The 21,184-nt window shown below is 45.4% G+C and carries 20 protein-coding genes, 2 tRNA genes and 1 rRNA gene; 20 read left to right on the forward strand and 3 right to left on the reverse strand.

Translation table 11 applies throughout. The features are described 5' to 3' along the window. The 9 genes from rrf to tsaD all read left to right on the forward strand — a co-directional run. Positions 1-102: ribosomal RNA gene (gene rrf, locus ACFQPF_RS12120) — 5S ribosomal RNA — on the forward strand; the annotation flags it as partial. Between the two features lie 736 nt (positions 103-838). After that, positions 839-1,984 (forward strand): trans-sulfuration enzyme family protein, encoded by a 1,146-nt coding sequence (locus ACFQPF_RS12125; protein ID WP_379749992.1) that lies wholly within the window; start codon positions 839-841, stop codon positions 1,982-1,984. Positions 1,985-2,079: 95 nt separating this feature from the next. Then, the gene (locus ACFQPF_RS12130) at positions 2,080-3,465 is read left to right on the forward strand and encodes an amino acid permease (protein ID WP_379749994.1); all 1,386 of its coding nucleotides are present in this window, start codon (positions 2,080-2,082) and stop codon (positions 3,463-3,465) included. A 181-nt stretch (positions 3,466-3,646) separates the two neighbouring features. Further along, positions 3,647-3,723, forward strand: a tRNA-Met gene (locus ACFQPF_RS12135). A 3-nt stretch (positions 3,724-3,726) separates the two neighbouring features. Then, positions 3,727-3,802 (forward strand) — tRNA-Asp (locus tag ACFQPF_RS12140). A gap of 469 nt (positions 3,803-4,271) precedes the next feature. After that, positions 4,272-4,727 carry a tRNA (adenosine(37)-N6)-threonylcarbamoyltransferase complex ATPase subunit type 1 TsaE gene (tsaE, locus tag ACFQPF_RS12145; RefSeq protein ID WP_379749996.1) on the forward strand — a complete coding sequence of 152 codons (456 nt, stop codon included), beginning with the start codon at positions 4,272-4,274 and terminating at the stop codon, positions 4,725-4,727. Beyond that, positions 4,724-5,425 (forward strand): tRNA (adenosine(37)-N6)-threonylcarbamoyltransferase complex dimerization subunit type 1 TsaB, encoded by a 702-nt coding sequence (gene tsaB / locus ACFQPF_RS12150; protein WP_379749998.1) that lies wholly within the window; start codon positions 4,724-4,726, stop codon positions 5,423-5,425. Before tsaE ends, tsaB begins: the two co-directional genes overlap by 4 nt. Positions 5,426-5,427: 2 nt before the next feature. Then, positions 5,428-5,886, forward strand: coding sequence for a ribosomal protein S18-alanine N-acetyltransferase (rimI, locus tag ACFQPF_RS12155; RefSeq protein WP_379750000.1), 459 nt, complete (start codon positions 5,428-5,430; stop codon positions 5,884-5,886). Continuing rightward, positions 5,883-6,896 (forward strand): tRNA (adenosine(37)-N6)-threonylcarbamoyltransferase complex transferase subunit TsaD, encoded by a 1,014-nt coding sequence (tsaD, locus tag ACFQPF_RS12160; protein ID WP_379750002.1) that lies wholly within the window; start codon positions 5,883-5,885, stop codon positions 6,894-6,896. The genes rimI and tsaD overlap by 4 nt, the downstream gene beginning before the upstream one ends. A 516-nt stretch (positions 6,897-7,412) precedes the next feature. Here the strand turns inward: tsaD and ACFQPF_RS12165 are convergent. Next, positions 7,413-9,347 carry an ABC-F family ATP-binding cassette domain-containing protein gene (locus ACFQPF_RS12165; RefSeq protein ID WP_379750004.1) on the reverse strand — a complete coding sequence of 645 codons (1,935 nt, stop codon included), beginning with the start codon at positions 9,345-9,347 and terminating at the stop codon, positions 7,413-7,415. Positions 9,348-9,609: 262 nt separating this feature from the next. Between ACFQPF_RS12165 and ACFQPF_RS12170 the strand changes: the two genes are divergently transcribed. The 5 genes from ACFQPF_RS12170 to tatC all read left to right on the forward strand — a co-directional run bounded on the left by ACFQPF_RS12170 (position 9,610) and on the right by tatC (position 12,596). Continuing rightward, the gene (locus ACFQPF_RS12170; RefSeq protein WP_379750006.1) at positions 9,610-10,167 is read left to right on the forward strand and encodes a cysteine hydrolase family protein; all 558 of its coding nucleotides are present in this window, start codon (positions 9,610-9,612) and stop codon (positions 10,165-10,167) included. A gap of 221 nt (positions 10,168-10,388) precedes the next feature. Then, a complete protein-coding gene (moaC, locus tag ACFQPF_RS12175) occupies positions 10,389-10,877 on the forward strand; it encodes a cyclic pyranopterin monophosphate synthase MoaC (RefSeq protein WP_379750007.1) in 489 nt (162 codons plus the stop codon). Positions 10,878-10,933: 56 nt separating this feature from the next. Continuing rightward, positions 10,934-11,593: a redox-sensing transcriptional repressor Rex gene (locus tag ACFQPF_RS12180; RefSeq protein WP_379750009.1), complete on the forward strand. Its 660-nt coding sequence runs from the start codon at positions 10,934-10,936 to the stop codon at positions 11,591-11,593. A gap of 12 nt (positions 11,594-11,605) precedes the next feature. Next, positions 11,606-11,821: a twin-arginine translocase TatA/TatE family subunit gene (locus tag ACFQPF_RS12185; protein WP_379750011.1), complete on the forward strand. Its 216-nt coding sequence runs from the start codon at positions 11,606-11,608 to the stop codon at positions 11,819-11,821. A 13-nt stretch (positions 11,822-11,834) separates the two neighbouring features. Continuing rightward, complete coding sequence (tatC, locus tag ACFQPF_RS12190) at positions 11,835-12,596, forward strand: twin-arginine translocase subunit TatC (protein ID WP_379750013.1); 762 nt, start codon at positions 11,835-11,837, stop codon at positions 12,594-12,596. 292 nt (positions 12,597-12,888) lie between these two features. Here the strand turns inward: tatC and ACFQPF_RS12195 are convergent, their stop codons facing one another. Then, positions 12,889-13,089, reverse strand: coding sequence for a DUF4305 domain-containing protein (locus ACFQPF_RS12195; RefSeq protein WP_379750014.1), 201 nt, complete (start codon positions 13,087-13,089; stop codon positions 12,889-12,891). After that, positions 13,086-13,802, reverse strand: coding sequence for a CPBP family intramembrane glutamic endopeptidase (locus ACFQPF_RS12200; RefSeq protein ID WP_379750015.1), 717 nt, complete (start codon positions 13,800-13,802; stop codon positions 13,086-13,088). The genes ACFQPF_RS12195 and ACFQPF_RS12200 overlap by 4 nt, the downstream gene beginning before the upstream one ends. Before the next feature lie 635 nt (positions 13,803-14,437). On the opposite strand from ACFQPF_RS12200, the gene groES reads away from it, so the two are divergent. The 6 genes from groES (at position 14,438) to ACFQPF_RS12230 (ending at position 20,921) form a co-directional block, all read left to right on the forward strand. Next, positions 14,438-14,722, forward strand: a complete 285-nt coding sequence (groES, locus tag ACFQPF_RS12205) for a co-chaperone GroES (RefSeq protein ID WP_379750016.1) — start codon at positions 14,438-14,440, stop codon at positions 14,720-14,722. A 75-nt stretch (positions 14,723-14,797) separates the two neighbouring features. After that, positions 14,798-16,435, forward strand: coding sequence for a chaperonin GroEL (groL, locus tag ACFQPF_RS12210; RefSeq protein ID WP_379750017.1), 1,638 nt, complete (start codon positions 14,798-14,800; stop codon positions 16,433-16,435). A gap of 88 nt (positions 16,436-16,523) precedes the next feature. Continuing rightward, complete coding sequence (locus ACFQPF_RS12215; RefSeq protein WP_379750018.1) at positions 16,524-17,435, forward strand: tyrosine-type recombinase/integrase; 912 nt, start codon at positions 16,524-16,526, stop codon at positions 17,433-17,435. A 681-nt stretch (positions 17,436-18,116) separates the two neighbouring features. Beyond that, complete coding sequence (locus tag ACFQPF_RS12220) at positions 18,117-18,410, forward strand: YjcQ family protein (protein WP_379750019.1); 294 nt, start codon at positions 18,117-18,119, stop codon at positions 18,408-18,410. A gap of 129 nt (positions 18,411-18,539) precedes the next feature. Beyond that, positions 18,540-19,685: a hypothetical protein gene (locus ACFQPF_RS12225; RefSeq protein WP_379750020.1), complete on the forward strand. Its 1,146-nt coding sequence runs from the start codon at positions 18,540-18,542 to the stop codon at positions 19,683-19,685. Between the two features lie 45 nt (positions 19,686-19,730). Next, complete coding sequence (locus ACFQPF_RS12230) at positions 19,731-20,921, forward strand: hypothetical protein (RefSeq protein ID WP_379750021.1); 1,191 nt, start codon at positions 19,731-19,733, stop codon at positions 20,919-20,921. Positions 20,922-21,184: the final 263 nt, after the last annotated feature.

A 21,184-nucleotide genomic window follows, 5' to 3' on the forward strand; every position in this document is an offset into this window, starting at 1 on the left:
CGAAGAGGCCACACCCGTTCCCATACCGAACACGGAAGTTAAGCTCTTCAGCGCCGATGGTAGTTGGGGGTTTCCCCCTGTAAGAGTAGGACGTGGCCGGGCAAAAAAGGTAGGTCGATTGCATAATCGGCCTATCTTTTTTTGTTTTTAGGGTATTCATAAATAGAAAAAAGCAATGTAGAAGATAACCAAACACCGGTTATCTTCTTTTTAGAATAAAAACAATGAAGCTTGAACGATTTCAAGAAGCTTTACGGGGCAATCGTGATGAAAATCAGGCCAAGTCGTAACATTTTGAGGTCAAAATATTAGATAAAAAGATCCCACGGACAAAACCATAAGATACTTCAACCCACAAACGAGTCCGAAGATAACAAAAACCGTTATCTTCGGGTCATTTTTCTACCTTCACAAAAATTACCGGGCACAAACTGATGATTTTCGGTCGAAAATACATGAATCTCGGGCGAAAACATGATTTTTTCAGACGAAAATCCTAACTTGCCGGCGAGCCCTCTCTTTAGACAGAAGATATTTACGCTTGCTAGCTTTACTGTGAGGAAATTTATCCTTGTTGGGTTTGTTACTCTGCTAAATCTTCCTGATTCCTTCCTAGATTAAGTTGATTGCAGTGTAAGGCGCCGACTCCTGCGGGATGAGTGAGAAGGTGAGACCCTTCAATGGCGCTTGCGACGAAGGGGCTCACCGCTCACCCCGCGGAAAGCGTGCGCCTGAAACGGAAATCAACAACATCCTTGATTTCTATCAGCAACAGAAGTCGCTAAAAAAACCCCACCATAATGTGTTAAACTAATGAAAACAATTTGCTAGGAAGGTTGTGAAGTGGTTGGATTTTAACACAAAAACGGTTCATGGCAAGAACGAAAAGCCAAAGTCGGTGAGCAAGATTACGCCAATTTATCAAACGTCCGCTTTTTCATTCGCGGATCTTGATGACCTAGAGGATTATTTCCGCGGCAAGAATGACTACCTTTATACAAGAATGAACAATCCGAACAACAACGATTTCGCGTCGCGTGTTGCAGCACTAGAAGGCACGCCGGATGCAGTCGTGACGTCGTCAGGCATGTCCGCCATCATGGTCGGTATTTTAGCTGTTGTGAAGAACGGCGACCATATTGTGGCGTGCGAGGACTTATACGGCGGTACATACCAGCTGCTTGCGCACGAACTGCGTGAGTTCGGCATCGAAACGAGTTTTGTTGATTTTACCGATCACAGTGCAATCGAGCGATCGATACAGCCCAACACCAAAATCCTCTACTCAGAATCCGTAACGAACCCATTATTAAGAGTAGAAGACATCCCAACACTAACATCTCTTGCAAAAAAACATGATCTTATCACGATGATCGACAATACGTTCGCGACGCCATACGTGCTGCAGCCGTACAGCAGCGGTGTGGACTTAATCGTGCACAGCGCGACGAAGTATATTAACGGTCATGGAGATGTGACGGCAGGTGTGGTGGCAGGCGGTGAGGAGCTGATCACGAAAGCACGTGCGAAAATGATTCATCTGGGCTGTAATCTGGGACCGTTTGACGCGTGGCTCGCTTCACGCGGCTTGAAAACGATGGGACTGCGAATGCAGCGACATATCGAGAACGCACAAGCGCTGGCCGACCGCCTAAAAAAAGTAGACGGGATCAAAAAGGTGTACTACCCAGAATACGTCAGTGAGCGCGGAAACGGTGCGATCGTCACGATTGAGCTCGCAGAAACAGCGGACATAGAGCAATTTTTTAAATCATTATCTTGGGTGAAAATCGTCCCTTCGCTCGCCGGGGTGGAGACGACTGTCTCGTATCCAATGGGCACGTCACACCGCTCAATTCCACCTGAAACGCTCGACAAGCTTGGCATCAATCAAAACGTTGTGAGAATCTCGGTTGGAATTGAAGAGAAAACCGACATTTGCGAGGTGTTTGAGCAGGCGGTACGACAAGCCGTACTCACGTAACAAAAAAGTTAGTTTGTCACCACGTGTCGAACGTGGTAAAATGACTGAGTTGAAAGCGCTTCATTTTCATAACACATCAAGGGAGGGCATCGTATATGAAGCCGAACGAACAGCTACACCGTGGCTTGGAAGAGCGCCACATTACGCTGATGTCACTTGGCGCGGCCATTGGCGTCGGACTATTTTTAGGATCAGCTTCCGCAATTAAAATGGCGGGGCCGGCAATTTTGCTGGCGTACGCGATGGGCGGAGCCGTTATGTTTATTATTATGAGAGCGCTCGGAGAAATGGCGATTCATAAGCCAGTTGCAGGATCCTTCAGCCGCTATGCAAAAGATTACCTCGGACCGCTAGCCGGCTACATCACGGGCTGGAATTACTGGTTCCTTTGGATTGTAACATGTATGGCCGAGATCACGGCTGTCGGGATCTACATGGAGATGTGGTATCCTGACACACCGAGATGGATCTGGGCACTAGCGGCGCTTGTGATTATGGCGTCCGTGAACTTAATCGCGATTAAAGCGTACGGAGAATTTGAATTCTGGTTTGCACTCATTAAAATTGTGGCCATCGTCGTGATGATCATTACAGGTCTTGCTATCATTCTTTTCGGATTCGGAAACGGCGGCGTTGCAACAGGCATCAGCAACCTTTGGGAAAACGGCGGGTTCGCGCCAAACGGTTTCCAAGGAATTTTGATGTCCATGCAAATGGTCATGTTCGCATTCCTTGGCATCGAGATGATCGGTGTAACGGCAGGAGAGGTCAAGAACCCTGAGAAGTCATTGTCTCGGGCGATCAACAGCGTGTTCTGGCGCATCCTTATCTTCTATGTGGGCGCATTGTTCGTTATCATGTCCATCTATCCGTGGGATCAGATTGGCACAAACGGAAGTCCGTTCGTATTAACATTTGAAAAAATCGGCATCGGACAAGCTGCCGGAATCATTAACTTTGTTGTGATCACTGCAGCACTTTCTAGCTGTAACAGCGGTATCTTCAGTACAGCGCGTATGTTGTTTAACTTGGCGCAGCAAGATCAAGCGCCATCTGGCTTGAAGAAAATCAGCAAAAGCGGAGTACCGTCAGCAGCTGTTTTAACATCAGCCGCTGTATTATTGATCGGCGTATTGCTGAACTACTTGTTCCCAGAGAGCGAAGTATTCGTCTGGATCACAAGTATCTCAACGTTCGGTGCAGTATGGACGTGGGCAATGATTCTTTTATCACAGCTTAAGTTCAGAAAAAGCCTGTCACCTGCGGAAATCGCGTCACTCAAATTCCGAGCGCCGCTATTCCCGTACGCATCTTACGTAGCCCTTGCGTTCCTAGGACTTGTCGTCGGCTTAATGGCGTACTTCCCAGAAACAAGAATCGCGCTATTAGTCGGCCCACTCTGGCTCGTAGGACTAACGATCGTGTACTACGCAAAAGGCTTCAACAAAACAACACCAACAGACAACAAAAAAGCAGCATAAAACACGAGCACCGGAGATATACTAATCCGGTGCTCTTCTCTTATATAACAAAAAAACACATTACCTAATAAAAACACTTGCAAACCTCTGGAAGAGTATGCTATATTAAATATTGTCCTTAAGAAAATAGTTTAGGGTCACGCTTTGGAGGAATAACATCGTCCGTAAGCATTCACATTGTCGCGGGGTGGAGCAGTCTGGTAGCTCGTCGGGCTCATAACCCGAAGGTCGCAGGTTCAAATCCTGTCCCCGCAACCAAATGGATCCGTGGTGTAGTGGTTAACATGCCTGCCTGTCACGCAGGAGATCGCCGGTTCGACCCCGGTCGGGTCCGCCATTTATATTTTTAACGTAAAAGACGAAACAATGGTTTCGTGTTTTTTTATGTCCAGACTTGTTATAAACTATATGATAGAACGAAAACCTTAGGACAGCATAAACCTAAGGCTTTTTCTTTATTAAAGGGTAATGGCGCGCAAGCTGTTAAGAGTGGCGCGCAAATAGTAAAGGTTATTGAAAACTCGCTCGCATTTTCATTGAAACGGCGCGTAACTAGTTAATGGCGCGAATGTAACCTCATTCGGCGCGCATTTTAGAGGTGTCGCGCGCAAATCTTAGTTTTGGCTCGCAAAGTAACGTTATGGCGCGCAATGCAATCAAGAGGCAGAGCAAATTCGTATATTCTTTATTCCTCCGATCAATCGGCGCGAATAAGACTTAAACCCGCTCGCATTCTAACAAAAATGGCGCGCAAACAAATAAAAAAGCCATATAACGGCGCGCAATATAAGCAAGGAGGAAGGAAGTTGGAGACGTACACCATTCAAACGGCGTCAAGAGAGGAAACAACCGAGCTTGCCTACAAATTGGGAACGCTTGTGCAGCCTGGTGATGTGCTGACGCTCGAAGGTGATCTAGGTGCTGGCAAGACGACGTTCACGCAAGGTCTAGCGAAAGGCCTTGGCGTGAAACGCAACGTGAACTCGCCGACTTTCACGATCATGAAAGAGTACAACGGCCGTCTTCCTCTTTATCATATGGACGTTTACCGACTAGAGAACTCGGACGAGGATCTCGGATTTGAAGAATACATTTACGGCGAGGGAGTCTGCGTGATCGAATGGGCGCAGTTTATACAAGAATATGTGCCACAAGACAAACTCAGCATCACCATCCGCCATAAAGGCGACAACCAAAGAGAAATTGAACTGCAGCCAGCGGGCGAGCGGTACATCACGTTAGTTAAGGAGCTTTTATCATGAATGTTTTGGCGATAGACACGTCCAACCTCGTCATGGGTGTATCGGTCTTGAAAGACGGAATCGTGGCCGGAGAACTGATCACGAACTTAAAAAAGAACCATTCGATCCGCCTCATGCCCGCGGTGGACGAGCTGATGAAGGAGACGGCGACACAGCCGGCGGAATTGGACCGTATTGCCGTAGCGCAAGGACCGGGTTCTTATACAGGGGTCCGAATTGGTGTGACGGTAGCCAAGACGCTTACGTGGACTTTGAAAAAAGAGCTGGTCGGTGTCTCGAGCTTAGAAGTGCTCGCGCAAAACGGCAAGTACTTTGACGGGCTCGTCGTGCCTTTGTTTGACGCACGGCGCACACAGCTTTTCACCGGGCTTTACGGAGAAGAGGACGGAGCGTTTAAGAACATACTTAGTGACCGCATCATTTTGCGTGATGAGTGGCTGCAGGAGCTAAAAACACACGACCGCCGCATTCTTTTTATCGGGACCGATTTACCTTTGCATCAAGAAGCGATACAGAACGCGCTCGGGAGCCAGGCAGTCTTTGGAACAGCGGGAGATCACATTCCGAAGCCGTCCGAGCTCGCTCGTCTCGGGATCGAAAAAGAACCTGTGAAAGATGTGCATGAGTTTGTGCCGACGTATCTTCAGCTCGCAGAGGCCGAGGTCAACTGGCTGAAGGCGCAGAACAAGCAGGGGTAGATATGGGTGTGAACATGGAGAACATCACATACAGATTGGCAAAAGTGACGGACATTGAGGATATCGTCGGCATCGAGCAATGCTCGTTCGCGACGCCTTGGACGGCAGAGGCATTTTACAACGAAATAGTTGGCAACCAGTTCGCGCACTATTTATTGATCGAAGAAAAACTTCAGACGATCGGCTATTGCGGCGTCTGGATCGTCATGGACGAAGCGCATATCACGAATATCGCGATATTGCCGGAACACCGCGGCAGAGGGCTTGGCGAGGGCTTGCTAGTGGAAGCGAAGAAACTGGCGAAGCGATACGGTGCCGCTACGGTAACGCTCGAAGTGAGGCTCACGAACACGGCGGCACGCGGGCTTTACGAAAAGCTAGGCTTCCAAAACGGCGGGATTCGAAAAAACTATTACAGTGACAACGGCGAGGATGCACTGGTCATGTGGGTGGAATTATGAGTGATGAACTGATATTGGCGATCGAAACGAGCTGTGACGAAACAGCCGCATCGGTCATAAAAAACGGAGTGGAAATTGTCTCAAACGTTGTCTCTTCACAGATTGAGAGCCATAAGCGATTCGGCGGTGTCGTTCCGGAAGTGGCATCGCGCCACCATGTGGAGCAGATGACACTCGTGCTAGAGGAGGCTTTATCGCAAGCGGGGCTTGAGCCAAGCGATCTGACGGCCGTCGCGGTAACGGAAGGGCCGGGACTTGTCGGGGCTTTGTTGATCGGTGTGAACGCGGCCAAAGCGTTTGCCTTTGCGCACGGGTTGCCGCTCGTGCCGGTGCACCATATCGCAGGGCACATTTATGCGAACAGACTGCTTACAGAGATGAAGTTCCCGCTGCTGACGCTTATCGTTTCTGGCGGGCATACGGAGCTTGTGTATATGAAGGAACACGGATCGTACGAAGTGATTGGCGAGACGCGTGATGATGCGGCCGGTGAGGCGTACGATAAAGTGGCGCGCACGCTGAACATGCCGTACCCAGGCGGCCCTCATATCGATCGCCTGGCGCAGGAAGGCGAGCCGGTTATCGATCTGCCGCGCTCGTGGCTCGAGCCGGGTAGCTATGATTTCAGCTTCAGCGGCTTAAAGTCGGCAGTGATCAACACGGTGCATAATGCGACACAGCGCGGTGAGACCATCAAGCCGGAAGACCTTGCCGCAAGCTTTCAGGCAAGTGTTGTTGAAGTATTGGTGGAAAAAACGTTCCGAGCGGCTGGAGAGTACAATGTGAAGCAAGTGCTGCTCGCGGGTGGAGTGGCAGCGAACAAGGGTCTTCGTGCCGGATTAGAGCAGCGTTTTAGCGGCTCGCGCTTTGATCTGATCATCCCGCCATTATCGCTGTGCACAGACAACGCTGCTATGATCGGCGCAGCGGCCAGCATAGAATATCAAAAAGGCAAACGAGCCACCATGGCGCTCAACGGCGTACCAGGTTTGGACCTCGAAGCGCAATAAAGAAAAAGACCAGATTAGCTTCTGGTCTTTTTTGCTGTCTATTTCCGATGAATTGTTGAAAGTTACTATGTGTATAACTTTTCACTCAACCTGTGGATAATGTGGAAAACAAAAAGAAACCTAGTAATGATAAAGAATGTGACTTGTGCACAAAATCCACAATTTAAGATGCTGTTTTTGTGGATAAAGTGGATAACTCATGTATAACTCGGAAAAAGGTATGATTTTCAGCATTTTCGTCTGTGGATAGTTGAAAAAAGCTAGTCGGGGTCCGGTACACATGGTACCGGACCCCGACTAGCCTTCTATCGCTGCTCCCTGTTGCCAGCGCCTCAAAATATGACGAAGACCCGCAAATTATTGTTTAGACCCGCGTTTTGTAAATAAAGACCCGCAAATAACCGAGTTAGACCCGTAAAATCAAAAATAGACCTGCAAAACAAAAAAGCCATCAGTAGACCTGGCACCGAAGTACCGGCCCCCCTGATGACTCCGAGATGGCTTCCTGTATTATAGCTATAGCTGCAATTCTTCCCATTCTTCCATGAGAGATTCAATTTTGTTATTCACTGTATCGAGCTTGCTCTGAAATTCTGCGGTTTTTTCGTAGTCTTGGAACACTTCTGGGTCGCAGAGCGCTTCTTCATAGCTGGCTGCTTCACTTTCAAGCTTCTCCAGCTCACTTTCAATCTCCTCGATGCGGCGCTGCTTTTTGCGGTCGGCTTTTTTGCTTTCTTTGTCGATCGCGTGCTTGCCGGACGGCGGTGAAGCGGAAGGTGCGGCACCACCTGTTGTCGCGCTTTCCTGCTTTTCGATCTCTTCGCGCGCTTTCATCTCGGCTTTTTTCTCTACATAATAGTCATAATCGCCAAGGTAGCCTGTGATGCCGTCGCGTGACAGCTCGGCCACCTTTGTCGCGATACGGTTAATAAAATAACGGTCATGGGACACGAAAATAATTGTGCCAGGGTAGTTGATGAGCGCGTTCTCAAGAACTTCCTTGCTGTCGAGGTCCAAATGGTTCGTCGGCTCGTCGAGCAACAACACGTTGGATTTCTGCATCATCAGCTTCGCGAGTGCGAGACGCGCCTTCTGACCGCCGCTCAGTTCGTTCACGTATTTCTGTACATCGTCGCCGCTGAACAAAAACTGGCCGAGGATCGAGCGGATCTCATTCTCTGTTTTCAAAGGATAGTCGTCCCATAGCTCTTTTAGCAGCGTTTTGTTGGAGTTCAGGTTTGCCTGCTCCTGGTCATAATGGCCGATCTGCACGTTCGTACCGTACTGGATGTCGCCAGTCAAAAGCGGCAGTTCTTTGCGTATGGCTTTTAAAAGAGTGGACTTTCCGATTCCGTTCGGTCCGACGATCGCCACGCTGTCCTGACGGTGGATGTGGTAGTTCACTGGCTTGAACAGCGGTTCGTCCTGTGTATAGCCTGTGGACACGTTGTTCAGCTTCAGCACATCGTTTCCGCTCTGGCGGTCGATATCGAATGAAAAGTAAGCTGATTTCTCCGAGCCTGCCGGACGGTCCAGCACGTCGATCGCTTCAAGCTGCTTGCGCCGGCTCTGTGCCCGTTTGGTCGTCGACGCACGCGCGATATTGCGCTGCACAAAATCCTGCAGCTTCGCTATCTGGTCCTGCTGTTTCTCGTACTCGCGCATTTCCTGCTCATAGCGCTCCGCTTTTAAATCGAGATATTTCGAATAGTTGCCCACATAGCGCGAAGAGCGCAGGCGGGAAATCTCGTAGACCGTCGTGACGATTTTATCGAGGAAATACCGGTCATGCGACACGATCAGGATTCCGCCAGGGTACGACTGCAAGTATTGCTCGAGCCACGTGAGCGTTTTGATGTCCAAATGGTTCGTCGGCTCATCGAGAATTAGTAGATCTGGCTTTGTTAAAAGAAGCTTCGCGAGCGCGAGACGTGTTTTCTGGCCTCCGCTCAGTGTGTGGACAGGCGTCTCACGGTCAAACTCGCTGAACTGAAAGCCGTGCAGCACGTTGCGGATATCGGCTTCGTACTGGTAGCCTCCTTCGTCCTTGAAGGTGATCTGAAGCTCGTCGTATTCTTTTAAAAGCCGTTCGTACTCCGACTCGTTGGCGATCACTGCAGGATCGCCCATCTGTTCCTCCATCATGCGAAGACGGCTCTCCATCCCGCGAAGGTGGTCGAACACGCTCAGCATCTCGTTCCAGATCGACTTCTCGGAGTCGAGCCCTGCGTCCTGTGACAGGTAGCCGACCTGCACGTCTTTTGGGATCATGATGTGGCCGGAGTCATGTGACAGCTCGCCTGTGACCACGCGGAGAAGGGTGGACTTACCTGCGCCATTGCGGCCGACAAGCGCGATACGCTCCCCTTTTTGCACTTCTAATTTAACGTTCTTTAAAATGGGTTCAGCACCGTACGATTTGCTGACATCGTTCACTTGTAAAATAATCATCTGCTGTTCACCTCTATGGAAAAGGGGTGTAGTAGCGCCCCTGTACCGCTTCAAAATAGATACCTCTAGTGTAGCCCACCTCTTTCCCGCGTGGCAAGGAGGGGGTCCGCTGAAGTTCGGGGTCCGGTACGTTTTCACGCTAACGCAGCAAGGCCGCGGTGTGAGATGAAAGCGTACCGGACCCCAAGACCACAAGACCGAGATTTGAAGGAATTCTCCTTTGGTATGCCGAACGAGAAGGTGAGGGGAAAGGAGTGGTCCTATGAAGCAAGCATTGCTTGTGATTGATGCACAGCAGGAATTAATTGAAGGCAATCTAACCGAACAGAGTGTGCGGCATAAAGAAAGATTAGTGGAGAACATTAACGCTGTACTGGAAAAGGCATTAGAAGAACAGGCAGCTGTTATTTTCGTGCGAGATCTGGACGTCGCGAATGGGGAAGGACCAGGATTTGAAGTCCACAGCGGCATACAGGTGCCAACTACAGCCGTCACATTTAATAAGAAAGCGACAAGTTCCTTTTATGGCACAGAGCTGCTGCCTTATTTAAAGGACAACAGCATTGAGCATCTCGTGATTATGGGCTGTAAAACGGAGCATTGCATTGATACCGCGGTTCGGGCAGCTACAGTGAATGGATTTGATGTGACGCTGGTGGGTGACGGCCATTCCACGACAAATTCAAAGGTTCTTAAAGCGGAACAAATCATCGCGCATCATAATGCCATCCTGCACGGGCATTATAATGTCGACCACTTTTCTATGGTGAGAAAAGCAGACGAAGATCTGTTTGTGCCCACACACAATAACTATCGTTAATCTCTATACAAGGCACCAATAAATAACCTCGCCAACATTGGCGAGGTTCTTTATTGCTTGGAGTCCGGTACGTTTTCACGGCAACGCAGCTATACCGCGGTGTGATGTGAAAACGTACCGGACCCCGAACTTAATTGTTCATCATTTCGTTAGATTTAGCGCACGGTAAACAAGACAGCGCCTCCTAAGATATTGTATATTACAGGAAAGGAGGGCGAGTCATGGACAAGCTGACGCATTTTAACGATGAAGGCCGCGCCCGGATGGTGGATATATCAGATAAGGATGTGACACTCCGGACCGCTGCTGCGAAAAGCGCGGTTACGGTGAACGACACCATTTACCATAAAATCATCGAAGGCGGCTTCAAAAAAGGCGATGTGCTCGCGGTCGCTCAGGTGGCTGGCATCATGGCGGCGAAGAAGACGTCCGACTGGATCCCGATGTGCCACCCGCTGCATCTGTCAGGCGTTGACTTGTCATTCCAATGGGAAAAGCAGAATGACGCGTCGTACATACTCCACATCACGGCAGAGGTGCGGACGACGGGCTCGACGGGCGTGGAAATGGAAGCGCTCACGGCCGTATCGGCTGCGGCACTGACGGTGTACGATATGTGCAAGGCTGCCGACAAAGGCATGATCATAGGCCCGACGTCGCTCGTCCTCAAGACGGGCGGGAAAAACGGAGATTATAGGCGAGAAGATTAACCGTACAAAATATGCTACAATAGATGAGACAAGCTTTCTCATGCTGGAGGGCTATAATGAGCCAAGAACATATGAAAATACCGCAAGCAACAGCCAAGAGGCTTCCGCTGTATTACCGTTTTTTGAAGAACCTTTCCGTATCAGGCAAACAGCGTGTATCATCGGCTGAGCTGGCTGAGGCGGTGAAGGTCGATTCGGCCACCATCAGACGCGATTTTTCCTATTTCGGCGCACTTGGGAAAAAAGGCTACGGCTATAACGTGAACTACTTGCTGACCTTTTTCGCCAAAACGCTGAGTCAGGACGAAACGACACCTGTGGCGCTGATCGGTGTCGGTAATCTCGGAACTGCTTTTTTGCACTATAATTTTACGAAGAACAACAATACAATGATTCAGCTGGCGTTCGATGTGGATCCAGGCAAAATCGGCACAGAGATTGCCGACGTGCCGATCTACCACATCAACGACATTAAAAAAGAGCTCGCGACAAGGGAGATTGACGTGGCGATTCTCACGGTTCCTGTCGGTGCCGCACAGCCGATCGCTGATGATTTGGCCGCAGCAGGCATCAAAGGCATTCTCAACTTTACGCCGGCGAGACTGACACTGCCGCCGCACATCAGGGTCCATCATATCGACCTTGCCGTCGAGTTGCAGTCGCTCGTTTATTTTATGAAGCAATACCCAGTTAACGAAGAATCAAAGGATCTATAGGAGGTGCAACACATGCTAGGAATCGGAAGTTCACTCGTCATCGGATGGATCGGACCAGGAAGCGCAGTCGTCATCGGACTTGCCGCGCTCATCATCTTCGGACCGAAAAAGCTGCCAGAGCTAGGACGTGCAGCAGGTAAGACGTTAAAAGAGTTCAAGAGTGCGACGCAAGGCATTATGGACGAGCACGATAAGGACGACAAAAAGGACAGCGACGCGAAAAAGTAAGGATGTTAAAGATATGACACAAGAAAAAAACATGTCTGTATATGATCATATCGGTGAATTAAGGAAGCGGCTCATCATCATCAGTGCCGTCTTTCTTTTGTTCATGGTTGCGGGATTCTTTTTGTCGCGGCCCGTTATCGTCTATTTGCAGAACGACACGATCGCGCAAAATATTCAGATGAACGCGTTTGATCTGACCGATCCGCTTAAAGTATATATATCGTTTGCCTTCATACTAGGCCTCGTCATGACGGCGCCGGTCGCACTGTACCAGCTATGGGCGTTCATCAGCCCCGGACTTTACGAGAACGAGCGAAAAGTAACGCTCATGTACATCCCGATCTCCTTCGCGCTGTTTCTCGCGGGAATAGCGTTTTCCTACTTGCTGCTGTTTCCGTTTGTAGTCGGATTCATGAGCAACATCGCGGAAACGCTAAAAGTCGAAGGAGAGTACGGCATCCAGGAATACTTCTCGTTTCTGTTTAGCATGACCCTGCCGTTCGGACTGATCTTTCAGTTCCCAGTGCTCGTCATGTTTCTAACAAGACTCGGCCTCGTCACACCAATGCTGTTAAGAAGCATTCGAAAGTACGCCTATTTCGCGATACTCGTCATCGCCGGCATGATCACGCCGCCCGAGCTCGTATCACACTTAATGGTCACACTCCCGCTCCTCGTATTGTACGAGATCAGCATCTTCATCTCAGGCTTCGCCTACCGCAAACGCCTGCAAGCAGAAGAAGACGCGCTGCTGGAGGAAGAGATCACATCCTAACTCACACCCATTGTTGGTGTGGGTTTTTCTTTTGGGTGGTGGGGTGTGGTTGAGCAAGTTGGTGTTGGTGTTGGCGCGCAAATCAAAAAATTGGCGCGGAAGCTAATGCGAAATGGAAGTTGACTAGTTAAAAAAGGGACTGGCGAGGCTGTTGGCGCGAAAGACAGACAAACCCGCTCGCATCCTATTCAATCGGCGCGCAAACTTGTCAAAACCCATTTTAACGGCGCGAATATAGTTAACAAAGTCGGGGTCCGGTACACAACGTACCGGACCCCGACTAGTTATCTCATTATTTCTTTTTCTTCTTCAAATGCCGGTGAAACGCGAAGTAGCGGATGGCGTTGGCGAAGTCGAATGTAGCGACGACCATCGTAATGATCGTCCAGATGCTTGTGATGCCATAATCCTGGGCGTAGTGGACAGCCAAATAGGTGAAGACAATCCCAATTCCGGTATACAGAAAGCCCATAAAGAGCGGTGATGTTCTCATAATAAAAATCCTCCAAAGATGAATTGCATCGTATCCATTTGTTTTTCATATTCTTTGATCTCATCCGCGAACACGAATTGCACAAGCAGCACGAGTGTGTTCATCGTCATATGGGCGATGATCGGGACGAGCAGTCGCTTCGTTTTCACATACAAATACGCGAACGTGAAGCCGATCGCCGTATAAATGAGCAAGTGAGTGAAGTCCATATGAACGGCAGCGAACACGAGCGAGCTGATGAGCGCCGATAAGAAAAAGCCGAATCGGCCGTACAGCCTGCCGAACAAAATTTTACGGAACACGATTTCTTCTAAAATAGGACCGATCAACGCGGCGACGATCATAAAGTAAGGCGTGTATTGAGTGATCTTCACCAAATCTTTCGTGTTCTGCGATCCGGCTGGTATGCCGAGAACCTTTGTCTCAATCGTAATCGCGATAATTTGCGCGGCATACGCCATAAACACCCCGCCGATCGCCCATAACACGGCACTTCCGCGAGAAACGCGTCCACCACGTAAATGACGGTCACGAATATCCGGCCGCAGCAAAATCAAAATCAACACAAGTGCGAGGGCAAAACTAAACGTCCCCCAAAGCCCCGCCCACTGCTCACGCGGAACATCAAACGCCGACAAAATCGGCCGAGCAAAAAGCCCCGAAAACTGCATGGCAAAATAAACAACAATAACCCACCAATACCGCTTCTCCAAAAAGAACTCTCCTTCTAAAAACGCTCTATTCTTAAAGCTATATAAAAAAACATAATAGGTGTTTTGTTTACAAAAAACTTCTGTGAAAAGGTTGATTGAAGTGAAAGGTGCCGACTCCTCGAAAAAGAAGTTCACTTTTTCTTCGTGCGATGTCTTGCTTCGCCGTCTTCCTTATCCTGCGAGTGGGAGTGGGCAGGTGGGACCTTTTAAAGGCGCGTAGCGACGAAGGGGCTCACCTTGTCCAGCAGAAAGGGCTAGCCACTCGAGGTCAAAAGTTCAAGAGTCCAATAAGTCAAAGAGCGACTTACCGGCCTCTTGCCCTTTTGCTTGTCGTGGCTGTACGAGCCCTTCCTGCTTTTCACCACACCCCGCGGAAAGCGTGCACCTGTAACGGAAATCGACCACTTTCATAACAGCCTGTTATCACTAACATTCTTTCCTTTATAACACTTACATAACACTCATTTTAACACACATAAAATATAAGAAGCGAATCACACCGTTTGTCGGTTTTTGTGTATAGTTCCTACTTGCAAACTTAAAAAGAATTATTTATTATAGTAAATGGAGTTAGCACTCACTTTAATTGAGTGCTAATAAATAAAACTATTCAATATATTAGGAGGGTGTTTCACTTGTTAAAGCCACTAGGTGATCGTATTGTTATCGAGCTTGTTGAGAGCGAGGAGAAAACGGCAAGCGGAATCGTGCTGCCAGACACAGCAAAGGAAAAGCCGCAAGAAGGCAAAGTAGTTGCTGTAGGAACAGGCCGTGTCGCTGACAATGGCGAGCGCATCGCTTTAGAAGTTTCTGAGGGAGATACCGTGATCTACTCCAAATATGCAGGAACAGAAGTTAAATACCAAGGCAAGGAATACTTAATCCTGCGCGAAACAGACGTTTTGGCAATCGTAGGCTAACCAAACCAAATGGCTCAATTACGAGCTGCATAGAATACAAAACTTAAACTTAAAAATAACAGGAGGTTTTTACTCATGGCTAAAGACATTAAGTTCAGTGAAGACGCTCGCCGTTCCATGCTTCGCGGTGTGGACGCACTTGCAAACGCGGTAAAAGTAACACTTGGGCCAAAAGGGCGCAACGTGGTTCTTGAAAAGAAATTTGGTTCACCGCTGATCACAAATGACGGTGTAACAATCGCGAAAGAAATCGAGCTAGAAGATGCTTTCGAAAACATGGGCGCGAAGCTTGTTGCTGAAGTTGCTTCAAAAACAAACGACGTAGCTGGTGACGGAACGACGACGGCAACGGTTCTTGCTCAGGCGATGATCCGTGAAGGTCTGAAGAACGTAACATCTGGCGCGAACCCAATGGTACTTCGCAAAGGGATCGAAAAAGCGACAGCGGCTGCTGTTACAGAACTAGCTGCGATCTCTAAGCCGATCGAAGGCAAAGAGTCTATCGCACAAGTTGCGGCGATCTCTGCGGCTGATGAAGAAGTAGGACAGCTGATTGCTGAAGCGATGGAGCGCGTTGGTAACGACGGCGTTATCACAATCGAAGAGTCTAAAGGATTCACAACTGAGCTTGAAGTGGTAGAAGGCATGCAGTTCGACCGCGGATACGCTTCTCCTTACATGGTTACAAATCCTGACAAGATGGAAGCAGAGCTCGACAACCCGTACATCTTGATCACAGACAAGAAGATCACGAACATCCAAGAAATCCTTCCTGTTCTTGAGCAGGTTGTTCAGCAAGGCAAGCCATTGCTTTTGATCGCTGAAGACGTAGAAGGTGAAGCTCTTGCTACATTAGTAGTGAACAAGCTTCGCGGAACGTTCAACGCTGTTGCGGTTAAGGCGCCAGGATTCGGTGACCGCCGTAAAGCAATGCTTGAAGACATCGCCGTTCTTACTGGCGGTGAAGTGATCACGGAAGAGCTAGGATTAGACCTTAAATCTGCAAGCATCATGCAGCTAGGTACAGCTTCTAAAGTTGTCGTTACAAAAGAAAACACAACAATCGTTGAAGGTGCAGGCGAGTCTTCTAAAATCGCAGCACGCGTTAACCAAATCAAAGCACAACTCGAAGAAACAACTTCTGAGTTCGATAAAGAAAAGCTTCAAGAGCGTTTGGCTAAACTTGCTGGCGGCGTAGCCGTAATCAAGGTTGGTGCAGCGACTGAAACAGAATTGAAAGAGCGCAAACTTCGCATTGAAGATGCACTTAACTCAACTCGCGCAGCAGTTGAAGAAGGGATCGTATCCGGTGGTGGTACAGCTCTTGTTAACGTGCTAAAAGCAATCTCTCAAGTGCAAGCAACTGGAGACGAATTGACTGGAGTGAAGCTAGTACTTCGTGCACTAGAAGAGCCAGTTCGCCAAATCGCACACAACGCAGGTCTTGAAGGATCGGTTGTCGTTGAGCGTCTGAAGAACGAAGAAATCGGAATCGGCTTCAACGCAGCAACAGGCGAGTGGGTAAACATGTTCGAAGCAGGAATCGTGGATCCAACTAAGGTAACACGCTCCGCGCTTCAAAACGCAGCATCCGTATCTGCAATGTTCCTAACGACAGAAGCAGTTATCGCCGACAAGCCTGAAGAAAACAAAGGCGGCGGCATGCCAGACATGGGCGGAATGGGCATGGGCGGAATGGGTGGAATGATGTAATCAGGGGTTTCACTTATGTGAAGCTGTCCAATGTATAAATAGTTAGTAAGTGAAGGACTACTTCCTGAAAAGGGAGGTAGTCTTTTTTGTGTTGTTAAAATTTGCGTATCAAGATTTTATTGATGACCGTACATTTAAAAATACAACGGCTGTAAATATACAGAACTATAAGGTGCTATTGGGTGGCTTTATTGATTTCTGTCATGAAAACAGCATCCTGAATGTTGAAGAAATACAGAGTAACCATGTTAAACGGTATTTAAGCCAATGCCAAAGCAACGGTAATTCTGCTAATACGGTTAATTCAAAACTGCAACGTATCAGGGCTTTCTTAAATTATATGGTTGAAGAAGGAATGGTTAAAGAGAATGTTGCATTAAAAGTAAAACGTCAGAAGGCAGATGTGAAAATAAACGTATTTAGTGATGAACAAATCCACCAAATGTTAGGTTATTATCGCAGTTTAAGAAGGCGAGAAGATAGTTATTTTGCGTATCGTGGCTATATGTTAATCGTTACATTTTTAGGTACTGGTATCAGAAGAACAGAAGTAATTAACCTGAAGTGGTCTGATGTGGATATGGATAATCTAACTATTTCTGTTTACGGTAAAAGAAGAAAAAAAGAGATTGTTTTCATTACTGAAAAGTTAGCAAAAGAACTATCAACGTATAACCTTTTTTGTAAAAGACGTTTTAGAACTTTGAGTGATTATGTGTTTGTTAATAGAGACAACACACAAATGACCCAGAATTCTATAATGCTATTGTTTCAGAATCTTCAAAGGAAGATGAACTTTTCAGATGTAAGAGTTTCACCGCATACCTTCAGGCATACATTCTGCCATAGATTGGCTATGAGTGGCATGTCAGCATTTGCTATTCAAAAGATGATGCGTCATGAAAATATAGCAGTAACAATGCGTTACGTGGCTATGTGGGGGAATGAACTGAAGGAACAAAATGATAAATATAATCCATTAAATAAACTAGATATTTAAGAATTACAAGGCAAAAGAAAAAGCCACGTGCTGGAACACGTGACCAATTAAAACACACACAACACAACCACAACTGAATACTGAACAGCACCAGCTGTAATTAACCTTCATTTTATCGAAAAAAATATGATGATGCAAGGTGTGTTAAGTATTGCCTTTTTTAAGTAAGATTGCTGGTGGTGTTCACTTGCTGGATTGCCGAATAATAGCAAGTAAAACAAACCTTGATATGTAAGCTGAAGCAGATGCAGAAAGTTCAGCGTTCCCACATTAAAACAGTTCCTTATTTCTGTTGTGGGAAGTCTAGTGGCGAACGCACATAATCGGTTCGGTGGGTTGCTTGGGTATTACGGTACGGTAGCAATGGACATACACCAGCATACAGGACAAGCATTGTATGTAAAAAGTTCATTGTGGTTAACACCAGCGTTTAAATAAGGGTTATACATACGGATACCTTGTATTCCTGTACCATTCAGTATAAACAAACGTCTGCTTTTCAGCTTTAAACAATAATTTTGTTTATCGCTGAAAGGTAGAAGTTTTCGTTGCCAGCCGTTTTCCTTGAATAACCTACCCATTCAGGCAAAAGAGAAAAACAAAGTCAACACCATATTCGATGAAAAACAGGAATTTAATTGGAAAATGTCGAATTGTTTGGCTGAAAGGGGATGATGAAAGATGGATAGAAGAAAACTGCTGTACAGCATCTTAAAGGAACTTCAGGAAGGTAACGAACCGAAACAAACAGATTATGAAATTACTTACGAACAGTGGGGAGAAATGGCAGCACTAATACGTGATGAAGGATATGCAAAGGGTGCTTCAGTTCAATATGCTGATAATACGGTTTACTTTGTAGCACTATCTTCAGCAAAGATAACTATGAAGGGTATTGAATACCTTGAACAGAACAGTACCTTAGCAAAAACATACAGGGGATTAAAGGAAGTTCGTGAATGGCTGAAGATATAACTAAAAAAAGGATAGATATAAAAAATCCCTACTATTTGAACCAGTATTAGAACAGTGCAAGATTGCTTCTTATACAATTTTAAAGCTGTAATCGTAACCGATTATATGAAATTGAGAGGTGAAACATCTATGAAAAAAAGTGTTCTTGTTGATGAATTAGAAAATTTATTAAGTGGAAAAACAATGAAAAAATTATCAGGTATACCAAAAAAATGTTACAAATACGCTTTAACTGCAATTTTTATAAATACTTGTGGTGGAAGACAGCTTACATATGGTCAAGAACAAAACTTTGAATGGGCAAAATCTATTAATAAAAACCCAAAGGATTATAATAATCAAGGAATTCTATACCATATTCAAAAAACAGTTGAAACTAGTTTAAAGCAAAGTTTTTATCATAATTTCAATTCCCCTGACACCATTGACAAGATAATAGAGTTGTTCAGGGAAGTTGTATCAAGTACAAAAAAGCATGGAACATATATGAAAAATGTCATTGAAATTGAAGGGTTATTTGATGTGCAAAAATCCTTTAGTAAGACACATAAAAATGTACAACCACACCACTGGATAAATATCGACTTAATAGAAGGTATGGTTCTTACCGTACCTGAATTTATATCTTATTCTGATTTGGTTAATACCTGGAGTATGTTGATTGACAAACTTGAAAAGTATAATGAAGAAGTTATAAGCACTTTTGGCGTTCCGTTAATAGAGAAGAAAAATTCTCCGGAAAATCGTGCTTTGAAATATGAAATAGATGCTTTAGCAAGGGCACTATGGGTTGGTTCTGTTACATTCGCTGAATCATATTTATATTATGTTTTCTATAATATCAAGCAAGCCAACTATAAATCAGAGAGTGATTCTGTAAACAGCTTCTTGGAAAATCAAAAGGTTGAAGATGAAGAAATAATTAAAAGACTATTGATTCCTGAATTTGTTAAGGGGATTACTACCGAACTAAAACAATTGCTAAAAAGCTATTCAGAAGTAAATAAAGTCAGGAATCGGTTTATTCACCCTTCAGCTTTTGTAAGTACGACTAATACTTCAGAAATGTTACCATTAATCACTATTACTATCGAAAAGGTAGCAGAAGCATTAAAAGCATGTACTTCTTTAGTTAAATTGATAGATGATTTGTTACCGGATGAGTTTAAAGTATTGGTGTGGTGGAATAGCATCACCCATCCAAATTTTTCAGAATATGAAAAAGGAAGTATTATAAGCCCAACAAGTCAGCTTTCAACAATAAAATACATTTAATTAATAACCATAACTATTATACAGTTCAGTGAAAAAGGAGAAATAATGATGGCAAAAAAACTTAATAAGATAAATATCAATAGTGATTTGATTGATGCTTTTCGTAATAAGGTCAATGAAACAGATTTTTTCAGCGGAAAACTTAAAAATGTAAATGGAAAGAACCATTGGAACTTATTATGTTCAGCTATGGACTGGATAACGGTAGCTTCAGACGGATTGCCTGAAATAAAACTTGAAATCGGCGGCATGGGGTATAACCACCTAAAAACCATAAATTTAATGCAGTATGTAATTACAGTTGATGTTTTAGTGGAATCAATCATTCAATTATATAGAGTGCTTAATTCAGGTGAACCATATCCGTTGGACGATAGTAAGAACATATTTTGTCATGAAGAACTAAGTGATGACAAGTACTTTAAACATATTCGTGCTGTTTTCAGTACACATCCTGTAAGCTTAAAAAGTTTTGATGGAGTAAAAAGAAGTAATGATGAAAGATACTTTGCTAGTTGGGTATCAGAGATGCCTGATATTGTTGACGAATATGATTTTTATGTTTTTCTGTATAGTAACGACCCAAACAAAGATAGCTTAAACTCATTTGGTATAAATTTGGACAAAGTAAATGAATTTGCTTTACAACGTTATGAACTGTTAAATGACTTGATTAATAGGGTTGACATAATTATTAAGGAACACATTACAAATTACAAAGAAAAAAGTATTCCTGAATCAGACGATATTATTGAACAACTAAGTATTCTTGCCGAAGAAAACGAAAAACGCTTTGGTAAGGGGTATGGATATTCATATGAAATTCATTACTTGCAAAAGCTATTTATTACTGAAGTTGAAATGTATGGGTTTGATGAAAAGTTCACTGCTATTTTAAACGATTATAAAGACTATATGATAACAGGGATAAATGAAATTAAGCGTAATTTACAAACTATGTCAGACCATGGATATTATATAAAACATCGGGCTGGTGGCTATGAATTTGAGAAGATATATACTTATTTTGCCGATGGAAATCATCCAATAGGAAAAGAATACTTTCAAGGGCTAATAAATCTTGAAAAACTACCAATAAAGTTAATTGAACTTAATGACATGCAGCTAAACAGATTGATGATGGATGCTTACTTATTTTCTGTTTGTGAAGAAACTGGTAATGAAAGAATTAAACTAGGTGATATTGTAGAACTTGTTTATCCCAATTACAAATAAGCTAATATATAAGTAAAATCCCTTCAGAACTAGTTAAATGACCGGTGATGAAGGGATTTTTATATAACAACCATAATTACCTGTTATTTAAAACAAATTAAGCACCTTTCTTGGGTGCTTTTCTTTATATTACATGAACCCTGCATAGCAATCTTTTCTGCTTCTGCCATTTACAATATTTTTTATAGTTGCCTTTGATACTGAAAATTGTTCTTCCAGCTGGTAAGGAAGCATCCCTTTAACTTTGTTAAGGTATAGCATGT

This window comes from Fictibacillus iocasae, assembly GCF_042665465.1.
Lineage (GTDB): Bacteria > Bacillota > Bacilli > Bacillales > Fictibacillaceae > Fictibacillus > Fictibacillus iocasae.